Raw genomic sequence first — 18394 nt, 5'->3', positions numbered from 1 at the left:
TGTTAACGCTGCAGCAGCTTGCCTGATGGATGGTTGGAACCGTGTACTTGGCTGTGACAATTCATACAACTTTGGCCTGCATTAAAGGCATTAGTCGTGTTGCCAAACACCGCGTTAGATGTATGGCCGTCTGATGCATGGCATTGCTGGCATAATTGTGGTGGTTTAGCGATTAGCATAGTTTCATTAACGCTGCCGTGCGGGTTGTGGCAACTGGCACAATTATCTGTGACGGGGGCATGCTCCCACAACTTAGGACCGCGTTTCTCTGCATGGCAGGCGTAGCAGTTGTCGTTAACACTCATCTGTTTGAGGCTGGCATCACTGAGGCTACCGTGAGGGTTATGGCAATCACTGCAAACCATTTGTTGCCATTGCATTGGGTGAGCACTGCGTTTGTGCATATCCGCTTTTTGCTGGGCGTGGCAGCTGGTGCACACGGCCACTTCTTGGGCTCGAGTGGATATTGGGTCATGCGCAGTGTGGACTTTATGGCAGTCGGCGCAGGCCACGTCGGCGGTATCATGGTGATTCCCATTCCAAGCCATGCGTTGATCATCATTATGGCAGCTCATACAAACACTATTTTGTTTTGCTGGCGGTACAGGAGAGTTGGCACCGAAGGTGATCATCGGCTCTTTACCGCCTTTGTTATGCTTTCCCAGTGGACCATGACAGGCTTCACATTGAAGATCGGCCATGGGGGAGCCTTTAAGGGCGGTGCTACCATGGACACCGTCGAATAGTGCCATCACAGTTTGGCTTTTACGGTGACAAGTTAAACAGCTATCTGCGCCTTTGGCTGAGTACTGACCTTCAGCAAATTTCTTATCGAGTATCTGCTCTATCTCCAGAGCCGATTGTTCATCCGGCGGGGTAGCCATTACATTGATGCTTAATAGCACCAAGATAGCGATAAAACTTCCTTGGATTAGGGGCTTTATCCCTGTTGCGTCCATATTCATCATTATTCGTCCCAAGCACATAAGTTGTTTTAGTTGTTATGTTTCATTTTTGACTAAATTACCAAAGGTAAATAATAGGACTTAAATGTGACAAGTGTGTAAATAAATGGTTATTTACTGGTTTTTTTGATGGCTTATGTTAGGGAGCAATACTTAATTGTGACGCCGGTCACAACTTTGTCCTATGCGGCGGGTAAAATAAGTTCTTAATGAAAATCATTATCAATCGCATAAAGGGTTTTACTCGTTGAGAGTTCTATCACATAATACAAAATACAATTGAAAACTATTATCGTTTACGATCTCAAACATTGATCTAGATAAAGTTTTTTTAAGCCATGCTCCGTTAAAATCGGTGCTAATTAAGCTCTTTCGAGGCCTGAAAAGGTAGATATACGATATGAAATTAAGCGAATTAAAGCCCGGCGAGTGTGCTGTTATCGCCGAAGTGGGCCAGATTAATCTGCCTTCCGTTGTTAAGCGTAAGCTATTATCCATGGGGATCACCCCCAACACTGCTTTCACTATGCTCAGACGAGCGCCATTAGGCACAGGTGTAGAGTTGGCTATTCGCGGTAGCAAATTATGTATGCGTAAAGATTTAGCAGATGTTATAGAGGTGGATGTTACCCATGGCTAACCAATTTCATTGTGTCACTGTCGGTAACCCTAATGCGGGTAAATCGACGTTATTTAATGCGTTAACGGGGGCTAATCAACAGGTTGGTAATTGGTCTGGCGTTACAGTTGAAAAGAAAACGGGGCAATTTACCCTCCATGGGGCGGAGGTTTTATTAACTGATTTGCCAGGTATTTACGACCTTCTCCCAGCGGGCAGCAGTTGTGACTGCTCACTCGATGAGCAAGTTGCTCAACAATATTTAGCCGACACCAATATGGATGCCATTATTAATTTGGTCGATGCCACGAATATTGAGCGCCACCTTTATTTAACCGTCCAGCTGCGTGAGCTGGGTATCCCTATGGTGGTGGTGGTTAATAAAATAGATGTTGCTAAGGCCCAGGGTATCGATATCAATGTTGCCGAAATGAGTCAGCAACTGGGTTGCCCTGTGATTGCAGTATGCTCTCGTGAGGCGGGCGATATTGAGCAGGTTAAAAGCCAAGTTGTTAATTTACTCGAGGGCAAAGTTTCTGAGGCGCCCTTGGTATTACCATACGATAATGAAATTGAACGTGGTATTGAGGCGCTACATAGCCGCGATCCTCAGCTTAGCCGCGGTCGAGCGTTGGCGATGCTAGCCAATGGTTTAGGTTGTGGCCAGTGTAAAAATGGCCAAATGTTGACTGAAGTTTCTCAGTGTTCCGAAGCATTAGCTGCGCAAGGTAAAGATATCGAAATTATGATCGCGGCGACGCGCTTTGATTTTGTGCAGCAGGTGTTTGATCAATCAGTAATTAGCAGCAATGCACCCACCTTAAGTGATCGTTTAGATAAGATAGCCTTACATCCTGTGGCTGGGGTGCCTGTTTTTCTGTTTGTGATGTACTTGATGTTCATGTTCAGTATTAACGTGGGCAGTGCTTTTATTGATTTTTTCGATATTGTTGCCGGTGCTCTGTTTGTTGACCATTTTGGTGCTTTGATGAGCAGTCTCAGTTTTCCTGATTGGCTTGTGACGATTTTGGCAGGTGGGCTTGGTCAAGGTATTCAGACGGTCGCGACCTTCATCCCAGTGATAGCGGCCCTATTTTTAGCGCTATCAATATTGGAAGGATCTGGTTATATGGCGCGCGCCGCTTTTGTGGTTGACGGGCTAATGCGTCGTATCGGCCTGCCGGGTAAAGCGTTTGTGCCTATGATTGTAGGCTTTGGCTGTTCAGTCCCTGCCATTATGGCGACACGTACTTTGGGCAGTGAGCGTGAACGCATCGTGACGGGCATGATGGCACCTTTCATGTCGTGTGGTGCTCGTCTGCCTGTGTATGCCTTGTTTGCTGCCGCATTTTTTACCGAATCAGGGCAAAACTTAGTTTTCTTGCTCTATATCATAGGTATTATCGCAGCGGTGGGGACCGGCTTATTGCTACGCTCTACGCTACTTCCTGGTTCAAGTAGTGCTGTGGTAATGGAACTGCCTAATTACGAGACGCCTAAATTCAAGACGGTGATGACTCGAACAGGTAAACGCACCAAGAGCTTTATCAAAGGCGCGGGTAAGACCATCGTCATCGTGGTGACTTTACTTAACTTTGTCAATGCGATTGGCATTGATGGCTCTTTCGGTCATGAAGATAGCTCCGAGTCGGTGTTAAGTGTGGCTAGCCAAAAGGTGACTCCACTGTTTGCGCCCATGGGCATCGAGCAAGATAATTGGCCTGCCACTGTTGGGATCATCACTGGTATCTTTGCTAAAGAAGCCGTTGTAGGAACCTTAAATAGCCTTTACTCGACGGCGAGTCATGATGATGGCGAGTTAACGCCATTATCTGAGAGTATTAGTGAGGCATTAGCCACCATACCTGAAAACCTGTTTGGTATTGCACCTGAAGATCCCTTGTCAATGTCGGTGGGAGACATTTCAAACCAAGAGTCGGCAGCAGATGAGTTAGTGGTTGATACCTCAACCTTTAGTGCCTTGAAAGCTGGCTTTGCGGGCACGACTGCCGCATTTGCTTATCTGTTGTTTATTTTGTTATATACCCCGTGTGTTGCCGCAATGGGAGCGTTAGTCGGTGAGTTTGGTTCACGTTGGGCGGCCTTTGCCGGGACTTGGACTTTTGCTTTAGCCTATGGTACTGCTACCGTGTTTTATCAGGCGGCGACATTTGCTCAGCATCCATTGCAATCTAGCCTGTGGATAGGTTTCTTTGCGGTGGCACTAATCGGCTTTTATCTGTGGTTGAAGCATAAAGGTAAAAGAGCACAAACAGTGATCCCCGTGGTTAACATAGTGACCGAATAGAGATCACTCTGACTCAAAAAGCAGCGAATGGTCGCTGCTTTTTTGTTTTTGCGATAAATGATAGGGCTTTTTACCTTTCAGCCGTTGTAACTCAGCCTGATCTGTAGGAATATGCAGGTTTTCCCTAATCGATACCGATCGACTACAATCTCGATTGGTCATAGCACTGTTGGCAAAGAGGATTTCCATGAGTCATGCGGGCACTGAAGTTCGTCCAAGTAACTTCATTCGTAATATCATAGATGAAGATTTAGCAAGCGGTAAGCACACACAGGTGCACACTCGTTTCCCACCAGAGCCAAATGGCTACCTTCATATTGGTCATGCCAAATCGATCTGTTTAAATTTCGGTTTAGCGCAAGATTATAAAGGGCTATGTAACTTACGTTTTGATGATACCAATCCTGAGAAAGAGGATATCGATTACGTTAACTCTATTCAGGCCGACGTGCAGTGGTTAGGATTTCAGTGGGATGGTGATGTTCGTTATTCATCTAATTACTTTGATAAATTACATCAGTATGCGGTTGAATTAATCAACAAAGGTTTGGCCTATGTCTGTTTTCTTAATGGTGAACAAACACGTGAATATCGTGGCACCTTAAAAGAGCCAGGTAAGAACAGTCCTTACCGCGATACCTCGGTTGCAGAAAACCTTGAGCTGTTTGAAAAGATGCGCAAGGGTGAGTTTAAAGAGGGGGAATGTTCGCTACGGGCTAAGGTCGATATGGCATCCCCCTTTATGTGCATGCGCGATCCTATTATTTACCGTATTCGTTTTGCTCATCATCATCAGACTGGCGATAAGTGGTGCATCTACCCGATGTACGACTTTACCCATTGTATTTCGGATGCGATTGAAAATATTACTCACTCTTTGTGTACCTTAGAGTTCCAAGACAATCGTCGCTTGTATGATTGGGTATTAGATAATTTAAATGATTTTCAGGCGCCGAACCGTACGCGTCAATATGAATTCTCACGCTTAAACCTTGAATACACCCTGATGTCTAAGCGTAAGCTCAACGACTTAGTGGTGCGTGAACTGGTTTCGGGTTGGGATGATCCGCGTATGCCAACCATTGCAGGTCTTCGCCGCCGTGGCTATACCCCATCCTCTATCCGTGAGTTTTGTCGCCGTATCGGTGTGACTAAACAAGATAATATGGTCGAAGTAGGCATGCTTGATGCGTGTATTCGTGAAGAATTAAACGAACATGCACCACGAGCCATGGCCGTGATTAATCCGGTGAAGCTGGTTATTGAAAACTATCCAGCAGATCACATTGAGCGTTTAAGTGCACCAGCGCACCCAACAATTGAGTCGATGGGTCAACGTGAGCTTGCCTTTGGCCGTGAAATTTACATCGATGCCGATGATTTCCGTGAAGAGGCGAACAAAAAGTACAAACGTTTGGTGCAAGGTAAAGAGGTGCGTTTACGTAATGCTTATGTGATTAAAGCTGAACGTTGTGATAAAGACGCAGATGGTAATGTAACGACCATCTACTGTACTTATGACAAGGACACATTGGGTAAAAACCCTGCGGATGGCCGTAAAGTTAAAGGTGTGATCCATTGGGTTGAAGCCACTACTGCAGTGAAAGCCGAATTGCGTCTGTACGACAAGTTATTTAGTCAGCCTAATCCAGCTGCGGCCGCTACTGTGGATGAGGTATTAAACCCTAATTCACTCGTGGTTAAGCATGGCTTGGTTGAAGCGGGTTTGGTTAATGCCCCTGCAGAGAAAGCATATCAGTTTGAGCGCGAAGGGTATTTCTGCGCCGACAGTAAGGATTCAACCCCTGACAACCTAGTGTTTAACCTGACGGTTGCATTAAGAGACTCATCAAATTAATCGTGCCAAATACGCTGGTATATAACCGCGAGCATTTAGCAAAAGGCCTTAGGATATCCTAAGGCCTTTTTGTTTTACTTTTTTTGTTTACAATCTTTCTGTTTTTAAAACAATGTTCCGTTGCGCGACCAGCATATTGAGTTAGTCTAATAGCCAATGGTGTATGTAACTTTTCATTATGGTGCAAGTTTTTGTGTTTCAAGCCATCAGCAAAAGATGTTATTGATATATGGGGCCAAGCCCTAGGCTCCATAAAATGATGCTAGAGGCCATTAATGCCACCAAGAGCACTAAGCCAGCAGTGACCACAGAACTTGCGTAAATAAAGCCTTTCTCTTCGGGGATATTCATGATGATAGGCACGCCAGTGTAGAGTAAATATACCGAATAGCTAAGTCCTGCCAAGCCGACCACCATCATAAACCAAAGTGATGGGTATAGGGCGGCCAATCCTACCATAAATAGTGGCGTAGCGGTGTAAGCAGCCAGCTCTAGAGCTTGAGTAAAACTTGGCGTAGCATCGAACGTTTTAGCCATCCAAAATGCTAAGTAAGCTAATGCAAAGACTCCAACAATAAGCCCAAAATACATACTGATAGACATCATTAACGCGCTGGTCTTGGTGAGAAATAGAGGATCCGATACCCCCAAGTCCCATCCAATAGAGGTGGAGGCAAAATAGGTGCAAATGGCGGGTATAAGTGCAATTAATAACACATGACTAAGACTACTTTTTACCGCTTCGTGGTTTTGTTCAATAGTGTGCCACTCTTCCTTAGGATGAGTGTATAACCCCATTAAGTGATTCAATATCATTATAGTTATCCTTGTTTAGCTTTAATCTTACGCTCGCCAAACTACAGACGAACCTGTTATGCCTTCTGGTCTGCAACCCATAGACCCTAGGCTTCAAAAACCGTCACGTCACCGTGACAGTATAGTTAATTTATTGGACATAAACTCTGACTAGTCAAGGTGACGTTGACATCTTAGTGATGAGAATATGCCTATCGGCGCGATTTTTTGTTAAAATGCGCGCCTGTGTAAAACCATCTATTTAGAGTCCATTAATGCAAGCCTTACTAGCGCCAATTCAAGATTTTTTACAATGTGAGACCCCTGATGAGTGGATTGTACGGGCAACAGAGCCTAAACAACTGCCTGCCTTATTAATTGATCATTGTAATTGTGAGCTTAAGGCGGCGCAGACGGCGATGTTTTTAATTCGTAAGTATGCGATCGATAAAGCCAGTGGAGAGTTATTGCTTAGTTGGGCTAAGCCTTATGAGGAGTTTGTCTATAACAAGCAACGTTCTATTACTGAATTTTTAGCAAGAGATGTAAAAAAAAATGAGCTTTTAGGCGAGCTAACACCTAAGTCTGGTGTCGATTATAGTGCCGATCTGATTGCGAAAATGGTCAGGCTGATTAAAGAGGAGTTTCATCATTTTGAGCAGGTACTTGAGATCATGCAGGCGCGAAATATCCCTTATCAAAACTTAACGGCTGGACGCTACGCCAAAGGGATGATGCAACAGGTACGTACTCATGAGCCAGCCACACTTATTGATAAGCTGATAGTGGGCGCCTTTATCGAGGCCCGCTCATGTGAGCGTTTCGCAAAATTAGCACCTTATCTCGACGACGGCTTACAAAAATTTTATATTTCATTGCTGCGCTCAGAAGCGCGCCATTATCAAGACTATCTAACTTTAGCTCAGGCTATTGCAGCGGAGGATATTAGTCAGCGAGTCGCTCATTTTGCACAAATAGAAGCGCAGTTAATTTGTGCACCAGATAATGAATTTAAATTTCATTCAGGTTGCCCAGTTTAACTGCTTAGTTGAGTGATGTGGTATTCAGAATGGTTATAACAGGCTTAGTTAGTCGGCAGCGATAAGCTGCCCTTCATTTTAGTGGTAAGCAGCTTAATGTGGCTTCGGTGGGAGTTACCGTTAATACGCTACCTTGATCGTACCAGTCGCCGACCACAATACGTTGCCGGTTTCCAGCGAGCGAGTGAACATTGGGCCTATGGGTGTGGCCGTGGATCATCAAGCTGGCGCCTGTTTTATCCATTAACTCAGTCACCGCATGGTTTTCAACGTCCATAATCGTGTCGCTTTTTTGCTGATTACTCTGTTGACTCTTATTTCGCAGTCCGCTGGCGATATCGACACGGCGTTTTTGGGGGAGCAAACCATAAATAAATTTAACCCACGATTGATTTCTAAACCAACGAAATCGTTGATAGGCCTTGTCTAAGGTGCACAGACTATCGCCATGTAGCAATACTGCGGTTTGCCCATACAAATCGATGCAATGCACTTCAGGTAACAGGATCATGCCGGCTAAGGCTGCGTACTCTTTACCGAGTAAAAAGTCTCGGTTGCCGTGGATAAAATAGATAGGGGTATGCGCTGCAAACCGCTTGAGTGTCGCAGCCAGTTCAAGGGCAAATGGCTCGGCCAGATCATCGCCTACCCACACCTCAAATAGATCGCCAAGAATGTATAAGGCATCACAGTGATTAGCGTGTAGCTCGAGGAAGGCATAAAAAGCCGCTAGGATGTCGGGGCGATCGGCACTCAGGTGCAGATCGCCCACGAAAAGAGTGTGATTCAACAAGTGATACTCAGGTGGTGTGATAAAAGTGGCTTAAGAGAGGCTGATTATTCAGCAATCGTCACTTTTTCAATTACAACCGTTTCCAGTGGCACATCTTGGTGCATACCGCGGTTGCCAGTGGCTACGGCTTTTATCTTGTTGACCACGTCCATACCTTCAACCACTTTACCAAATACGCAGTAACCCCAGCCTTGAGCCGATTCAGCTTTAAAATCGAGGAAGGTGTTATCGTTGATATTAATGAAGAATTGAGCGGTTGCTGAATGGGGATCTGATGTTCTTGCCATTGCAATGGTGCCAACGGTGTTTGATAATCCATTATTGGCTTCATTCTCGATAGATTCATTCACGCGTTTTTGCGTCATATCTTCGGTGAAACCACCGCCTTGCACCATAAAACCGTCGATAACACGGTGAAAGACGGTACCGTCATAAAAACCATCTTTAACATATTGAGTGAAATTAGCCGCGGTAACAGGGGCTTTTTCAGCATCTAATTCAATTTTGATTTCGCCGTGATTGGTTTGCATTATGATCATTTGATTCATTCTCATCGTGTGTAACGGGATAGATAACGCAAGATTCTAGCCTATTCCACCAGTAGCATAAAGCCATTCCGTTGACTTTTCCCCTTGAACAATACCAAGTTGCTGAGCTTTTAATCAGCAAAATGTCGATAATGTGTTGGCGGACAAAAAACGCTGCAAATTAGCGCTATCAAGCTGGAAGCGCTGGTTTTCAGGTGATAGACTGAAGTCACTTTTGTTGTCAATTACTTATTATAGAGAATCTCAATGTTGAAGCTATACAACAGTCTTACCCGCCAAAAAGAGGAATTTAAGCCATTACAGCCAGGTAAAGTCGGCATGTATGTCTGCGGGGTGACCATCTATGATTTGTGTCATATTGGTCATGGACGTACATTTGTTAGCTTTGACATGATAGTGCGCTATCTGCGTTATAGCGGTTATGAGGTTAACTTTCAGCGTAATATTACCGATGTCGATGACAAAATAATTAAACGTGCTGCAGAGAATAATGAAAGCTGCGAGTCGTTAACCGAACGTTTAATTGGCGAGATGTACCGCGATTTTGATGCGCTTAATATGAAACGCCCTGATTTTGAGCCGCGTGCCACGTTACATATTCCCGAAATTATCGAGATGGTTGAGCGTCTGATTGAGCGTGATCACGCTTACATTGCAGACGATGGCGATGTCCTCTTTAGTGTTTCCTCATTTCCAGAATATGGGCGCTTGTCAGGTCAGAATTTAGATCAGCTGCAAGCCGGTGCTCGCGTTGAAGTTGATGAGAATAAACGCGACCCTATGGATTTCGTCTTATGGAAGATGTCAAAACCCGGTGAACCTACGTGGGATTCGCCATGGGGACCGGGTCGTCCAGGTTGGCATATTGAGTGCTCTGCGATGAACAGCAAGCATTTAGGCGAGCACTTTGATATTCATGGCGGTGGATCTGACTTGCAGTTCCCACATCATGAAAATGAGATTGCCCAGTCTTGCTGTGCCCACGACACGCCCTATGTGAATTACTGGATGCATACAGGGATGGTGATGGTCGATAAAGAGAAGATGTCCAAGTCATTAAACAACTTCTTTACCATTCGTGATGTGCTTGAACATTACGACCCGTCGACGGTGCGCTATTTCCTTTTATCGGGTCATTATCGTAGCCAGCTTAATTATTCTGAAGACAATCTTAAACAGGCTAAAGCCGCGTTAGAGCGCCTTTATACCGCGTTAAAGGGGTTAGATTTAACGGTCGATGCTTCACCTGCACAGGAGTTTGTTGCTAAATTTAAGGCGGCAATGGATGACGATTTCAATACGCCTGAAGCCTATTCAGTGTTGTTTGACATGGTGCGTGAGATCAACCGTCTTAAGGTTGATGACATGGCAGCGGCCTCAGCGCTTGGTGTTAGTATGAAGCAGCTTGCCGACGTGCTGGGTATTTTAGATCAAGATGTCGATGCCTTTTTCAAAGGTGAGGGGAGTGACGATGAAGTTGCTCAAATTGAAGCGTTAATTGCCGAGCGAAATCGCGCCCGTACAGAAAAAGATTGGGCTGCAGCTGATGTGGCTCGTGATGGCCTAAATGCCCTTGGTGTTATCTTAGAAGATGGTCCAGAAGGCACTACGTGGCGTAAAAAATAGCGCTTGCTGCTAAGACGTACCAATAAAAATGCCTGCACTATTGAGTGCAGGCATTTTTTTATCTTTCTCGAACAGCTAACCTTAATTAATCGTGATAGTTTTCTGCCGCGTACAAGGTATTTTCTAACAGGCTAGCAATGGTCATTGGGCCAACACCACCCGGTACTGGCGTAATATAACTGGCGTGCTGGGCTGCAACATCAAATTGTATATCGCCAACGAGTTTACCGTCGTCTAAACGATTAATCCCCACGTCTATCACTATAGCGCCGGGTTTGATCCATTCACCAGGAATAAAGTTGGCTTTGCCTACGGCAACGATCACTAAATCGGCAGCGCGGATCTTACTTTCAAGATTGCGGGTAAATCGATGGCAAGTCGTGGTTGTACAGCCGGCAAGAAGCAACTCTAAGGTCATGGGTCTGCCAACTATGTTAGATGCACCAACGACCACAGCATCTAAACCATAAGTATCGACACCAGTTGACTTGATTAACGTCATAATGCCCATTGGTGTACAAGAGCGCAGCACTGGGATGCGCTGGGCTAAACGGCCGACGTTATAAGGATGGAAACCATCGACATCTTTATCGGGGCGGATACGTTCAATGACTTTTGACTCTTCAATGTGCTCTGGCAGCGGCAATTGCACTAAAATACCATCGATTGCAGTATCTTCATTACACTGATCAATCAAGGCAAGCAAATCAGCTTCAGAGGTGTCAGAGGGGAGGTCAAATGACTGCGAGAGGAAGCCTACTTCCTCACAGGCGCGTCTTTTGCTGCCCACATAGACTTGTGATGCCGGATCGGCTCCCACAAGAATCACGGCTAAGCCAGGAACACGTTGTCCAGCCTCTTTACGGGCGGTTACTTTTATAGCTAACTGAGTTCGAATGGATTGGGCGATCGCTTTGCCATCGATTATTTGGGCTGTCATGAGGGGTGGATTTCCTTAATATGGCGCGATAATAAAAACGGCGACATTTTAACAGGGGCATAGGTCGGTGTCATTGATTTAGCTGTATAACAGACCGTTTTAAAATACGAATAATCCAGTGATGACTAATTTGCGTATAGTGCGTATTGGATGTGGGCTGTTGAGCTAAAAGTTGTTTAGATGTAGCAGTAGCACAAAATATGGCTAAAATAGTCCTTCAGATAATGATCAGCTATTAAGCAGTAACGTTTTGGCTTACTTTTAGAGCGATTTTAATATTACTATCTTCCATATAACAGGCCCTAGCCTATTAGATGAAATTATTGGCGTATAGTCGTTAAAATAAGCAAGTGAATAGGCTTTTAAAAATAATCGTTGACGGTATTAAACTGAGGGGATAAGATGCGCTCCGTTCTCAGGGAGACTTAGTCAAACAGCGAACAAAGTAATACTTTCGGTGATTAGCGCAGCCCGGTAGCGCATCTGGTTTGGGACCAGAGGGTCAGAGGTTCGAATCCTCTATCACCGACCAAATTTTTAAGTAGCGTGTAAACGTTATTTGCCCAGTTAGGATATGAACCTAGTTCATAACGAAGCGCCCGTAGCTCAGTTGGATAGAGCATCCGCCTTCTAAGCGGATGGCCGCAGGTTCGAATCCTGCCGGGCGTACCAAACAGTGGTGATTGTAGCTCAGTTGGTAGAGCCCCGGATTGTGATTCCGGTTGTCGTGGGTTCGAGCCCCATCAGTCACCCCACTTCTTTCATAGAAGAAAAATAAAAAAAGCGACCTTGAGTCGCTTTTTTTACGCCTGTAATTCGAGCTTTGAGGCTCGACTATGCAGAAAACCGTGGCTATAATGTCGCGTCTTGATAAATTTCAACTATATGCGACGACTGCGAAACTCAGTTACCAAGCCATTTTAGTCGTTTTTTTAGATCAAGAAACGAATACCTTAATAGTTGAATATTCGGCTATTACAAAAAGACGTTTGACATATTTCGAGGTAAAACAATGCAAGTTTCTGTAGAAACAACACAAGGTTTAGAACGCCGCCTAACAATTTCTGTTCCTGCTGAACAGATCGAGAAAGCCGTCTCTGATAGTTTGAAGAATGAAGCCAAGCGTGCGCGTATTCCTGGTTTTCGTCCTGGTAAAGTACCTGTAAGCGTGATCAATAAGCGTTACGGCAATGCGATTCGTCAAGATATCACTGGTGAAGTGATGCAGCGTAACTTTGTTGAAGCTATCATCGCTGAAAAGTTAAACCCAGCAGGTGCACCTACTTTCGTTCCTGGCGAAACTGACGGTGAAAACTTCCAGTTTGTAGCGACTTTTGAGATCTACCCAGAAGTAGAACTAAAAGGTCTAGATGCGATTGAAGTTGAACAGCCTAAAGCTGAAGTGACTGATGCTGATGTTGACGCAATGATCGAAACTCTACGTAAGCAACACGCTACGTTTGAAGTGGTTGATCGTGCAGCTGTCGATGGCGACAAAGCGAAAATCGACTTTGTTGGTTCAATCGACGGTGAAGAGTTCGAAGGCGGTAAAGCTGAAGATTTCGAGCTACAACTAGGTAGTAACCGTATGATCCCTGGTTTTGAATCAGGTGTTGTTGGTCACAAAGCCGGTGAAGAGTTCGACATTGAAGTGACTTTCCCTGAAGATTACCATGCTGAAAACCTAAAAGGTAAAGTTGCTAAGTTTGCAATCACCCTTAAAGAAGTTCAAGCGGCTAACCTACCAGAAGTCAACGATGAGTTTGCTAAGTTGTTTGGTGTTGCTGAAGGTGGCTTAGAAGCACTTAAGGCTGAGATCAGCAAGAACATGAGCCGTGAACTTGAACAAGCGCTAAAAGCGAATGTTAAAGAGCAAGTACTTAATGGGCTGCTTGAGCAAAATGATATCGAACTGCCAAAAGCCTTGATCGACGGTGAAGTCAACGTCCTGCGTCAACAAGCGATGCAACGTTTTGGTCAGCAAGCGGCTAACATGCCTGAGCTACCAGCCGATCTATTCACTGAACAAGCTGAGCGCCGCGTAAAAGTAGGTCTACTGCTAGGTGAAGTGATTAAAGCTAACGAGCTAAAAGCTGAAGACGATCGCGTACAAGCGCTTATCGCATCTATGGCTTCTGCATATGAAGATCCAAGTGAAGTTGTTGAGTATTACAACAACAATCCAGAGATGATGCAGAACATGCGTAACGTTGCATTAGAAGAGCAAGCCGTTGAAGCATTGTTAAAATCTGCGAAAGTGACCGAAAAAGAAGTCAATTTCGAAGAATTTATGAACAAGGCTACCGGTCGCGCGTAACCTATGCTTGACTTAAATGGCTATTAGCCATTTATAATGGCTCGTATGAGGCTCCTCATGCGAGCCATTTTTATTTAGGGAAGTTAATAATGCTAAATGCACCAGAATCAGTACTGAATGCACTTGTCCCAATGGTCGTAGAACAAACTGCCAAAGGTGAACGCTCATATGATATCTATTCTCGTCTCTTAAAAGAGCGCGTGATCTTTCTCGTTGGACAAGTTGAAGAGCACATGGCTAACCTCATTGTTGCACAACTACTGTTTTTAGAGTCGGAAAGCCCTGACAAAGATATTTATCTTTATATTAATTCTCCTGGTGGTTCGGTCACTGCAGGTATGGCAATTTATGATACTATGCAGTTCATTAAACCGAATGTCAGCACGGTATGTATCGGTCAGGCTGCCAGCATGGGCGCATTTTTGTTAGCCGGTGGTGCAGAAGGTAAGCGTCATTGCTTACCTAACTCGCGGGTAATGATCCATCAGCCACTAGGTGGTTTCCAAGGACAAGCGTCTGATATCGCGATTCATGCGCAAGAGATCTTGGGGATTAAAAATAAATTAAACCAAATGCTGGCCGATCACACAGGTCAACCTTTGGAAGTTATCGAACGTGATACCGATCGTGATAACTTTATGAGCGCCAAAGAGGCTGAAGCCTATGGTCTGGTTGACTCTGTGTTAGACAAGCGAAGCTGATAATTGTCCGTTGCTGAGCTATGATCAGTAAAGGTTGTAAGATTAATTATGCAGTGCCAGACACTGCAAAAGAGGTAAAGTAATGGGCGACAACAAAAGCAACGGTGATAGTGGGAAACTACTGTACTGCTCTTTTTGTGGAAAGAGTCAGCATGAGGTTCGTAAGCTCATTGCTGGTCCTTCAGTGTATGTATGTGATGAGTGTGTTGAGCTTTGTAATGACATCATCCGCGAAGAGATCAGAGAGATATCACCTAAGCCTGAACAAGATAAGCTGCCTACACCCCATGATCTCAGAGCGCATCTCGATGATTATGTTATCGGTCAGGAAAAAGCGAAAAAAGTCTTGTCGGTTGCAGTATACAACCATTATAAGCGCTTAAAGAATGCTTCTCCTAAAGATGGTGTCGAGCTCGGTAAGAGTAATATTTTGCTGATTGGCCCAACGGGTAGCGGTAAAACTTTATTGGCCGAAACCCTAGCAAGGTTCTTAAATGTTCCGTTCACCATGGCAGATGCCACGACACTGACCGAAGCTGGTTATGTGGGTGAAGATGTAGAGAACATCATCCAAAAACTTTTGCAAAAGTGCGACTACGATGTAGAAAAAGCTCAGCGTGGTATCGTCTATATCGATGAGATTGATAAGATCAGCCGTAAGTCAGATAACCCATCGATCACTCGAGATGTGTCGGGTGAAGGCGTGCAGCAAGCTTTGCTTAAGCTGATTGAAGGTACGGTTGCCGCTGTACCTCCACAAGGTGGCCGTAAGCACCCTCAGCAAGAGTTTTTGCAGGTTGATACTTCAAAGATCTTATTTATCTGTGGTGGTGCATTTGCGGGCTTAGAGAAAGTGGTTGAGCAGCGTTCACAAGTCGGTACCGGCATTGGCTTTGGTGCTGAAGTTAAAGGTGAATCAGACAAGGCCACTATCTCAGATATGTTGATGCAGGTTGAGCCGGAAGATCTCGTTAAATACGGTCTGATCCCAGAGTTTATCGGGCGTTTACCAGTGCTCGCCACATTAACAGAACTCGATGATGCTGCGTTAGTACAGATACTGTCTGAGCCTAAAAACGCATTAACTAAGCAGTTTGCTGCGCTTTTCGAAATGGAAGGTGTTGAACTTGAGTTTAGAGAAGATGCGTTAAAAGCGATTGCGCTAAAAGCGAAGACCCGTAAAACGGGGGCTCGTGGTTTACGTTCAATCGTAGAAGGCCTGTTACTCGATATCATGTACGATTTACCATCACTCGATAATGTGGTGAAAGTGGTTATCGATGAATCTGTGGTAAACGGCGAATCAGACCCCATCTTGATTTATGAGAACACCGAATCTCAAGCTGCTGTTGCCGAACAATAATTGGCCTAACAGAGCACTAAATTATGATTAAGGAGTCCGACGGGCTCCTTTTTTTATGTTTGCCATTGAAACCCATTAATCAACCCCAATATACTCATTAATATTGTTAGCAACCGGAATCGAGCTATGACCTTAGAGCGTGAAGCGCGAATCGAACTCCCTGTACTGCCGCTGAGAGACGTGGTGGTGTATCCTCATATGGTTATTCCCCTTTTTGTTGGTCGGGAAAAATCAATTCGTTGCTTAGAGGCGGCGATGGAGCAAGATAAGCAGATTATTTTAGTCGCACAACGCGATGCTGAACTAGATGAGCCAACTAGTGACGATATCTTCGAGGTGGGTACTGTTGCATCAATCCTACAATTGCTTAAGTTACCTGACGGTACGGTAAAAGTACTGGTAGAAGGTGGCCAACGTGCGCGCATTGAAAAGTATACGCAAGAAACAGAATACTTTATTGCCACTGCAGAGTATTTAAAGTCTGAGCAAATTGCCGACAAAGAAGAAGAGGTTCTGGTTCGTTCTGCTCTCGGTCAATTTGAAGGTTATATCAAGCTCAACAAAAAAATCCCACCAGAGGTGTTGACCTCACTGTCAGGTATTGATGAAGCCGCGCGCCTCGCCGATACCATGGCCGCTCATATGCCATTAAAGCTGGAAGACAAGCAAACCATTCTCGAGATGGTCAATGTTTCTGAGCGACTCGAATATCTGATGGCCATGATGGAGTCTGAAATCGATCTGTTACAAGTCGAGAAGCGTATCCGTTCTCGCGTTAAAAAACAGATGGAAAAGAGTCAGCGTGAGTATTACCTCAATGAGCAGATGAAGGCGATTCAAAAGGAACTTGGCGATATCGATGAGTCCCATGATGAATTTGAAACCTTAGCGAAAAAAATTGACGAAGCTGGCATGCCTAGCGAGGCAAAAGAGAAAGCCGTTGCTGAACTGAATAAGCTGAAGATGATGTCGCCAATGTCGGCTGAAGCCACTGTCGTGCGCAGCTATGTCGACTGGATGATCTCTGTGCCTTGGAAACAACGCTCTAAAATTAAGCGTGACTTAGCCAAAGCACAAGATGTACTCGATACCGACCATTTTGGTTTGGAAAAGGTCAAAGAGCGCATTTTAGAGTATCTCGCGGTGCAGAGCCGTGTTAAGCAACTTAAAGGGCCAATTTTATGTTTAGTTGGACCACCAGGGGTCGGTAAAACCTCGCTTGGCCAATCCATCGCTAAAGCGACTGGCCGTAAATATGTGCGTGTCGCGTTAGGTGGCGTTCGTGATGAGGCGGAGATCCGTGGGCATCGTCGTACCTACATTGGCTCGATGCCAGGTAAGGTGATTCAAAAAATGTCGAAAGTCGGCGTTAAGAATCCGCTGTTCTTGCTCGATGAGATCGATAAAATGAGTTCAGATATGCGTGGTGACCCAGCGTCAGCCTTGCTTGAAGTACTCGATCCTGAGCAAAATGCGACCTTTAGCGATCACTATTTAGAAGTGGATTACGATCTATCCGATGTGATGTTTGTGGCCACCTCTAATTCAATGAATATCCCAGGTCCACTGCTTGACCGTATGGAGGTGATTCGTCTTTCTGGTTACACTGAAGATGAAAAGCTAAACATTGCTAAACAGCATTTGTTACCTAAGCAAATTGAACGTAACGGCCTGAAAGCCAGTGAAGTGACGGTAGCAGACAGCGCCATTATCGGCATCATTCGTTACTATACCCGCGAAGCTGGTGTGCGTTCGTTAGAGCGCGAGTTATCTAAGATTTGTCGCAAGGTGGTTAAGCAAATTTTGCTGGATAAATCCGTTAAGCATATCGATGTAAATCAAGATAATTTGAAATCATTTTTAGGCGTACAGCGCTTTGATTACGGTAAAGCTGAGTCAAATAATCAAATTGGCCAAGTAACAGGCCTTGCATGGACCGAAGTGGGTGGTGATCTGCTCACTATTGAAGCCACATCGGTACCAGGTAAAGGTAAGTTAACTTACACTGGTTCACTTGGTGATGTGATGCAAGAGTCGATTCAGGCGGCAATGACTGTGGTTCGTGCCCGCGCGGAACAACTGGGCATTAACCCTGATTTTTACGAAAAGCGCGACATTCATGTACACGTACCAGAAGGTGCGACACCTAAAGATGGTCCATCTGCTGGTGCCGCTATGTGTACGGCATTAGTGTCTAGCTTAACGGGTAACCCTGTACGGGCCGATGTGGCGATGACAGGTGAAATCACCTTACGTGGTGAAGTTTTACCTATTGGTGGTTTAAAAGAGAAGTTGCTTGCAGCCCATCGCGGCGGGACAAAATTAGTGCTTATTCCGAAAGAGAATGAGCGCGATTTAGAAGAAATTCCTGCCAATGTGATTGCCGATCTAGACATCAGGCCGGTACGTTGGGTCGATGAAGTCTTGGCTTTGGCGTTAGAACGACCAATCGAAGGGTTTGAAGTTGTTAAAAATTTGGGCTAACGCAAGAAAATGCTTATTTGCATTAAAAAAAATGCAA

14 protein-coding genes and 3 tRNA genes are annotated in these 18394 nt (G+C 44.9%); 12 read left to right on the top strand and 5 right to left on the bottom strand.

The genetic code is table 11. The features are described from left to right. Positions 1-2: 2 nt before the first annotated feature. Complete coding sequence (locus tag DN599_RS05685) at positions 3-965, bottom strand: DmsE family decaheme c-type cytochrome (protein ID WP_110456807.1); 963 nt, start codon at positions 963-965, stop codon at positions 3-5. 400 nt (positions 966-1365) lie between these two features. Here DN599_RS05685 and DN599_RS05680 point away from each other — a divergent pair, with 400 nt between their 5' ends. From DN599_RS05680 to glnS, 3 genes are all read left to right on the top strand, one after another. Continuing rightward, a complete protein-coding gene (locus DN599_RS05680) occupies positions 1366-1605 on the top strand; it encodes a FeoA family protein (RefSeq protein ID WP_110456631.1) in 240 nt (79 codons plus the stop codon). Further along, on the top strand, positions 1598-3892 hold the full coding sequence (gene feoB, locus DN599_RS05675) for a Fe(2+) transporter permease subunit FeoB (protein WP_110456806.1): 2295 nt from the start codon (positions 1598-1600) through the stop codon (positions 3890-3892). The genes DN599_RS05680 and feoB overlap by 8 nt, the downstream gene beginning before the upstream one ends. Before the next feature lie 187 nt (positions 3893-4079). Further along, positions 4080-5750 (top strand): glutamine--tRNA ligase, encoded by a 1671-nt coding sequence (gene glnS, locus DN599_RS05665; protein ID WP_110456629.1) that lies wholly within the window; start codon positions 4080-4082, stop codon positions 5748-5750. Between the two features lie 219 nt (positions 5751-5969). On the opposite strand, the gene DN599_RS05660 is transcribed toward glnS, so the two are convergent. After that, positions 5970-6566: a Yip1 family protein gene (locus DN599_RS05660; protein ID WP_110456628.1), complete on the bottom strand. Its 597-nt coding sequence runs from the start codon at positions 6564-6566 to the stop codon at positions 5970-5972. A gap of 254 nt (positions 6567-6820) precedes the next feature. On the opposite strand from DN599_RS05660, the gene miaE reads away from it, so the two are divergent. Continuing rightward, complete coding sequence (gene miaE / locus DN599_RS05655) at positions 6821-7585, top strand: tRNA isopentenyl-2-thiomethyl-A-37 hydroxylase MiaE (protein ID WP_110456627.1); 765 nt, start codon at positions 6821-6823, stop codon at positions 7583-7585. A 73-nt stretch (positions 7586-7658) separates the two neighbouring features. On the opposite strand, the gene DN599_RS05650 is transcribed toward miaE, so the two are convergent. Together DN599_RS05650 and DN599_RS05645 are read right to left on the bottom strand one after the other, a co-directional pair. Next, positions 7659-8375 (bottom strand): UDP-2,3-diacylglucosamine diphosphatase, encoded by a 717-nt coding sequence (locus DN599_RS05650; protein ID WP_110456805.1) that lies wholly within the window; start codon positions 8373-8375, stop codon positions 7659-7661. A gap of 47 nt (positions 8376-8422) precedes the next feature. Then, entirely contained in the window at positions 8423-8917 is a 495-nt protein-coding gene (locus DN599_RS05645; protein WP_110456626.1) for a peptidylprolyl isomerase, read from the bottom strand. 255 nt (positions 8918-9172) lie between these two features. Here DN599_RS05645 and cysS point away from each other — a divergent pair, with 255 nt between their 5' ends. Continuing rightward, entirely contained in the window at positions 9173-10552 is a 1380-nt protein-coding gene (cysS, locus tag DN599_RS05640) for a cysteine--tRNA ligase (RefSeq protein WP_110456625.1), read from the top strand. A gap of 85 nt (positions 10553-10637) precedes the next feature. On the opposite strand, the gene folD is transcribed toward cysS, so the two are convergent. Next, the gene (folD, locus tag DN599_RS05635) at positions 10638-11492 is read right to left on the bottom strand and encodes a bifunctional methylenetetrahydrofolate dehydrogenase/methenyltetrahydrofolate cyclohydrolase FolD (protein WP_110456624.1); all 855 of its coding nucleotides are present in this window, start codon (positions 11490-11492) and stop codon (positions 10638-10640) included. Positions 11493-11947: 455 nt separating this feature from the next. On the opposite strand from folD, the gene DN599_RS05630 reads away from it, so the two are divergent. From DN599_RS05630 to lon, 7 genes are all read left to right on the top strand, one after another. Continuing rightward, positions 11948-12024 (top strand) — tRNA-Pro (locus DN599_RS05630). A gap of 63 nt (positions 12025-12087) precedes the next feature. Continuing rightward, positions 12088-12164, top strand: a tRNA-Arg gene (locus DN599_RS05625). A gap of 7 nt (positions 12165-12171) precedes the next feature. After that, positions 12172-12247 (top strand) — tRNA-His (locus tag DN599_RS05620). Positions 12248-12504: 257 nt separating this feature from the next. Then, complete coding sequence (tig, locus tag DN599_RS05610; protein ID WP_110456622.1) at positions 12505-13809, top strand: trigger factor; 1305 nt, start codon at positions 12505-12507, stop codon at positions 13807-13809. Between the two features lie 89 nt (positions 13810-13898). Then, a complete protein-coding gene (gene clpP / locus DN599_RS05605; protein WP_110456621.1) occupies positions 13899-14510 on the top strand; it encodes an ATP-dependent Clp endopeptidase proteolytic subunit ClpP in 612 nt (203 codons plus the stop codon). Positions 14511-14592: 82 nt separating this feature from the next. Continuing rightward, positions 14593-15873 (top strand): ATP-dependent protease ATP-binding subunit ClpX, encoded by a 1281-nt coding sequence (gene clpX / locus DN599_RS05600; RefSeq protein WP_110456620.1) that lies wholly within the window; start codon positions 14593-14595, stop codon positions 15871-15873. Between the two features lie 126 nt (positions 15874-15999). Further along, entirely contained in the window at positions 16000-18357 is a 2358-nt protein-coding gene (gene lon / locus DN599_RS05595) for an endopeptidase La (RefSeq protein ID WP_110456619.1), read from the top strand. Positions 18358-18394 lie beyond the last annotated feature (37 nt).

The organism is Shewanella algidipiscicola, from assembly GCF_900380485.1.
In the GTDB taxonomy this organism is placed as follows: Bacteria; Pseudomonadota; Gammaproteobacteria; order Enterobacterales; family Shewanellaceae; genus Shewanella; species Shewanella algidipiscicola.
Note: the sequence above shows the minus strand (reverse complement) of the source record. Positions and strands in the feature narration are given on the sequence as shown.

Coding starts and splice junctions, on each gene's coding strand:
- lon (WP_110456619.1), top strand. CDS start 16,000: ATGACCTTAGAGCGTGAAGCGCGAATCGAACTCCCTGTACTGCCGCTG.
- glnS (WP_110456629.1), top strand. CDS start 4,080: ATGAGTCATGCGGGCACTGAAGTTCGTCCAAGTAACTTCATTCGTAAT.
- DN599_RS05660 (WP_110456628.1), bottom strand. CDS start 6,566: ATGATATTGAATCACTTAATGGGGTTATACACTCATCCTAAGGAAGAG.
- feoB (WP_110456806.1), top strand. CDS start 1,598: ATGGCTAACCAATTTCATTGTGTCACTGTCGGTAACCCTAATGCGGGT.
- folD (WP_110456624.1), bottom strand. CDS start 11,492: ATGACAGCCCAAATAATCGATGGCAAAGCGATCGCCCAATCCATTCGA.
- miaE (WP_110456627.1), top strand. CDS start 6,821: ATGCAAGCCTTACTAGCGCCAATTCAAGATTTTTTACAATGTGAGACC.
- clpX (WP_110456620.1), top strand. CDS start 14,593: ATGGGCGACAACAAAAGCAACGGTGATAGTGGGAAACTACTGTACTGC.
- tig (WP_110456622.1), top strand. CDS start 12,505: ATGCAAGTTTCTGTAGAAACAACACAAGGTTTAGAACGCCGCCTAACA.
- clpP (WP_110456621.1), top strand. CDS start 13,899: ATGCTAAATGCACCAGAATCAGTACTGAATGCACTTGTCCCAATGGTC.
- DN599_RS05645 (WP_110456626.1), bottom strand. CDS start 8,917: ATGATCATAATGCAAACCAATCACGGCGAAATCAAAATTGAATTAGAT.
- DN599_RS05685 (WP_110456807.1), bottom strand. CDS start 965: ATGAATATGGACGCAACAGGGATAAAGCCCCTAATCCAAGGAAGTTTT.
- cysS (WP_110456625.1), top strand. CDS start 9,173: ATGTTGAAGCTATACAACAGTCTTACCCGCCAAAAAGAGGAATTTAAG.
- DN599_RS05680 (WP_110456631.1), top strand. CDS start 1,366: ATGAAATTAAGCGAATTAAAGCCCGGCGAGTGTGCTGTTATCGCCGAA.